Source organism: Sulfuricaulis sp. (assembly GCF_049587675.1).
Classification (GTDB): Bacteria; Pseudomonadota; Gammaproteobacteria; order Acidiferrobacterales; family Sulfurifustaceae; genus Sulfuricaulis.
In genome coordinates this window covers 1-4,621 of the sequence record NZ_JBAVEJ010000162.1, presented here as the reverse complement: position 1 = coordinate 4,621, position 4,621 = coordinate 1, and the positions used below count along the sequence as shown (strand labels likewise).

The following is a 4,621-nucleotide window of genomic DNA, read 5'->3' as shown; positions in this document are numbered from 1 at the left end:
AACCACGACAACATCCACGTCCGCGGCTACAAGGAAGAGGGCACCATCACCACGCCCTTCGACATGACGGTGCTCAACGATCTGGACCGCTTCCACCTGGTGATGGACGTCATAGATCGCCTGCCGCAGACCGGCGACCAGGGCATTTACCTGAAACAGCAACTCAAGGACAAGCTCATCGAGCACAAGCAATACATCGACAAGCACGGCCAGGACCTGCCGGAGATTCGAAATTGGCGATGGAAGGGATCAATTGTATGAGCGTCGCGCTGAAGGCCCGACCAGGATATTCGTTGCCGTGGTGGGAAAATATTTGATCTGGCTGTCGGTGAGTGCGGTACAAAAGGCACTAATAAGAACATACTGATCATCAGGTTGTGCGCTCTGCCGCCGGATTAGGAGATTGATCTATGCATAAATTCAAACAACTCTGGAGCAATTTGCGCTCGAGCTTTTGGTTCATGCCTTCGCTGATCGTCGTAGCCAACATTGCCTTCGCAGCGGCGTTGATCGAAGCAGATTCCATCGGGAGCGACCGATGGCTGGCCCAGTGGCCACGGCTGTTTGGCGCCGGGGCGGACGGTGCGCGCCAGATGTTGTCCACGCTGGCCGGTTCAATGATGTCCGTTATGGGCATCACGTTCTCCATGACCCTGGTGGCGCTGGCGCTGGCATCGAGCCAATACACCTCGCGCATCCTGCGGACCTTCATGGGCAGCCGCGTCACGCAGCTCACGCTCGGGATCTTCGCCGGCATTTTCGTTTATTGCCTGGTCGTGTTGCGCACCATACGCGGTGGTGGTGGCGTAGACGAGTTCGTGCCGAGCCTGGCGGTGTTCTTCGCATTTGTTCTGGCGCTCGGCGGCGTTGGCGTGCTGGTTTTCTTCATTCATCACATCGCCTCGTCGATCCAGGCGTCCAGCATCATCGCCTCCATTGCTCAGGACACCATCAGGTCCATTGAGCGGCTTTTTCCGGAAAGGCTGGGGCACGGGCCCGATGAAGATGAGGGCCAGGATCAGGTGCACCAGTCTCTGGTTGCGAGGACCTGGCACGCCGTGCCGGCAGAGGTGAACGGTTACATTCAGAGCGTGGATAATGATGCGCTGCTGCGCCTGGCGCGGAACAGGAAGACCATCGTGCGCATGGAGCGCGGCATCGGCGCGTTCGTTGTGCAAAATACCGTATTGGCTTCGCTCGCGCTGGAAGGCCCTCCGGACCAAAAGACGATTGAGGCCCTGAATGATGCTTACAATGTGGGCCGCCATCGCACGGTGGAACAGGACCCCGCTTTCGGTATCCGACAGCTCGTGGATATGGCCTTGAAGGCACTATCGCCCGGCGTCAACGACACCTCGACGGCGGTAATGTGCGTGGATTACCTGACGGCGATTCTGGCGCAGCTGGCCTGCCGGAAATTTCCTGCGTTGCTCCGCTACGAGGGCGACGAACTGCGTGTGATCGCCATCGCCCCGACGTTTGAAGGTCTGCTGGCCGAGGCGTTCGACCAGATTCGCGGCAGCGCCATAGGCAATGTCGGCATCATGGCGCGCATGCTCAGCGCCATTGAGACCCTCGCCAGTCTGACCGCCAGCCCGCGCCGCCGACGGGCGCTCCAAGAACAGGTGCTGTGGATTGCCGAACTCGCTGGTCGCACCACCGAATCCGCTCATGAGCGCGAGCGGCTCGCAAGGCGGCTGATGGAGGTCCGTGAAGCGCTCGGAGACAAGCCATGATCGGGCATCATGGGGGATCAGTATTTTTCGACATCAGCGACCGTTGTCGCGAAGGCGGGACGCTTCGCCGCTGCGGACAAAGCAAGAAGATCCGCGAACGTAATCGCGAAACATATCGGGAGGAGTGGTGAGTTTCTTTTCCCTGGTCAGCATCCTGATCTCACTCGCCGCCGTCTCGAGCTACATCAATTATCGCTATATTAAACTGCCGACCACTGTCGGCGTCATGCTGGTGGCCCTGGTCGCTTCGCTCGCGCTGGTCCTCATCGGGCCCTACGCCGAAGGGTTCCGCGAACAGGCTGCGACCATGGTCTCGCAGATTGACTTCAACCAGGTCGTGCTGCACGGCATGCTCGCTTTCTTGCTGTTCGCCGGCGCGATACACGTGAAGCTCGAGGATCTTGGCCGTGAATGGCTGCCCATTTCGTTGCTCGCCATTTTCGGGACACTCTTCTCCACGTTCGTTGTCGGCGGTGTGACGTGGTTGGTCCTCGGCTGGCTGGGACTGGGTATTCCATTCCTATATGCGCTAGTTTTTGGCGCCCTGATCTCGCCGACCGACCCCATCGCGGTGCTGGGCATCATGAAGTCCGTTGGTGCGCCCCGACAGCTCGAGGTACAGGTGGCTGGCGAATCGTTGTTCAATGACGGGCTGGGTGTCGTCATCTTCCTGGTGCTCCTGCAACTCGCCGGCTTTGACGAAGCTGCCGGCAACGGCGTCGCGGCGCCGCTCTCGATCGGGGTCGGCGCGGTGGGGACGCTGCTGCTCAAGGAAGTGGGTGGCGCCTTGGTGCTGGCACTGGCGGCGGGATTCATCACCTACCAGATGCTCAAGCGTGTCGACAATTATCAGGTCGAAGTCCTGCTCACGCTCGCTCTGGCCATGGGGCTCTACGCCCTGGCGGATGCCTTGCATTTGTCGGCCCCAATCGCCGTCGTGGTCGCGGGCCTGTTCGTGGGCAACCAGGGTCGAGCCTTCGCCATGACGGAGAAGACGCGTGTACATGTCGACGGTTTCTGGGAGCTGGTCGACGAGATTCTCAACGTCGTGCTCTTTCTCCTGATCGGCCTGGAGCTTCTCGTGCTCCCGATCGAACGCGGCTGGCTGGCGGCCGGGGTCCTTGCGATACCGATCGTGCTGGCGGCGCGCTGGCTGAGTGTCGCGGGAATCATCGGTCCTCTCAGTCGGGTGAGAGCGCAGCCGCAAGGGGCGATAGCGGTCCTCACTTGGGGGGGATTGCGCGGGGGCATCTCGGTGGCTATGGCGCTGTCGCTACCGGCCAACGACTCGCGCAGCCTGGTGCTGACCCTCACCTATTTCGTGGTGGTATTTTCGATCCTTGTCCAAGGCTTGACGGTGGGCCGGGTCATTCGGAAGACCAGCCGCCTGACGGCGGGTTCTCAGTCATCTTCAAGACTTTGAGCAAAGGAGTTCCAAAATGCCAATTCGACTCAATGAAGAAAGCGGCGGCACGGTACTCACCGTTCACGTCAGAGGGAAACTGGTAAAGGCAGATTACGAGCAATTCGTGCCCGAGTTCGAGCGACTCGTTCGGCAGCACGGAAAGTTGCGCGTGCTGTTCGAGATGACCGGCTTCCATGGATGGGAAGCCGGCGCGCTGTGGGAGGACACCAAGTTCGCCATTAATCACTTCGGCGACATTGAGCGACTCGCGATGGTTGGAGAAAAGAAGTGGCAACACGGCATCGCGACGTTCTGCAAGCCGTTCACGAAAGCGATAATCCGATACTTCGAACACGCTGACGCCACCAAGGCGCGGATGTGGCTGGACGAGGTGTAGCGGCTTCGTCAAAGACAAATGGATGCCGACTATGGAACCCAATACCGACCAGCTCAAAGCTCCAGAATCGAAGCCAGATGCGAAGGACGAACTACAATCCCTTCCCATGCCGGAACTGCAGGCAAAGTTGGAGTCGTCGCCGGACGGCCTCAGTCAAGTCGAGGCGCAGAAACGGCTGACCCAATATGGACCCAACGAGATTGAAGAAAAGAAAACCAACCCGTTCCTGAAATTCCTCAGTTATTTCTGGGGTCCCATCCCGTGGATGATCGAAGCGGCCGTGATCCTTTCAGCGGTCGCCCGGCATTGGCCGGATTTTTTCATCATCCTCACGCTGCTGGTGGCCAACGGCGTGGTCGGCTTCTGGGAAGAACACCAGGCGGGCAATGCCATCGCCGCGCTGAAAGCCAAGCTGGCGATCAAGGCGAGGGTGAAACGTGATGGAAAGTGGACCACCCCGGAGGCGCGTGAGTTGGTGCCGGGCGACGTCATCCGCGTGCGTTTGGGCGACATCGTGCCGGCGGATGCACGCTTGCTGGAGGGTGACCCGATCGAAGTGGATCAGTCGGCGCTGACGGGAGAGTCGTTGCCCGCCACGCGCAAACCTGGCGAGGCGGTGTTTTCGGGGTCGATTATCCGTCAGGGCGAAATCGACGCGATGGTGTATGCCACGGGTGCGAACACCTACTTCGGCAAGACGGCGCAACTGGTGCAGGAGGCGCTCACCGTCAGCCACTTTCAGCGCGCGGTGTTGAAGATCGGCAATTACCTGATCATCCTCGCGGTAACGCTGGTGGCGGTGATTATTACCGTCGCGCTGTTCCGCGGCGACCCGATCCTCAAGACGCTGCAGTTCGCCTTGGTGCTGACCGTGGCCGCGATTCCCGTGGCGATGCCCACGGTGCTGTCGGTGACCATGGCGGTCGGCGCTCGCCTGCTCGCGAAGAAAGAGGCGATCGTGAGCCGGCTGGTCGCCATCGAGGAACTGGCGGGCGTGGACGTATTGTGCTCGGACAAGACCGGTACGCTGACCCAGAACAAGCTGACGCTGGGCGACCCGTTCAGCGTGAACGGTATTCCTGC

Annotated in this window: 4 protein-coding genes and 1 pseudogene; all 5 read left to right on the top strand. The window is 60.2% G+C overall.

Annotation, left to right across the window (positions count from 1 at the left end):
• Positions 1–261: pseudogene (locus WB402_RS08405) on the top strand (phosphoketolase); the annotation flags it as partial.
• A gap of 149 nt (positions 262–410) precedes the next feature.
• The gene (locus WB402_RS08400; RefSeq protein WP_424206825.1) at positions 411–1,736 is read left to right on the top strand and encodes a DUF2254 domain-containing protein; all 1,326 of its coding nucleotides are present in this window, start codon (positions 411–413) and stop codon (positions 1,734–1,736) included.
• Between the two features lie 127 nt (positions 1,737–1,863).
• Positions 1,864–3,159: a cation:proton antiporter gene (locus WB402_RS08395; RefSeq protein WP_424206823.1), complete on the top strand. Its 1,296-nt coding sequence runs from the start codon at positions 1,864–1,866 to the stop codon at positions 3,157–3,159.
• A 16-nt stretch (positions 3,160–3,175) separates the two neighbouring features.
• Positions 3,176–3,538 (top strand): STAS/SEC14 domain-containing protein, encoded by a 363-nt coding sequence (locus WB402_RS08390; RefSeq protein WP_424206821.1) that lies wholly within the window; start codon positions 3,176–3,178, stop codon positions 3,536–3,538.
• A gap of 106 nt (positions 3,539–3,644) precedes the next feature.
• The coding region (locus tag WB402_RS08385) for an HAD-IC family P-type ATPase (protein WP_424206827.1) at positions 3,645–4,621 on the top strand (977 nt) is incomplete at its 3' end.

Coding starts and splice junctions, on each gene's coding strand:
- WB402_RS08400 (WP_424206825.1), top strand. CDS start 411: ATGCATAAATTCAAACAACTCTGGAGCAATTTGCGCTCGAGCTTTTGG.
- WB402_RS08390 (WP_424206821.1), top strand. CDS start 3,176: ATGCCAATTCGACTCAATGAAGAAAGCGGCGGCACGGTACTCACCGTT.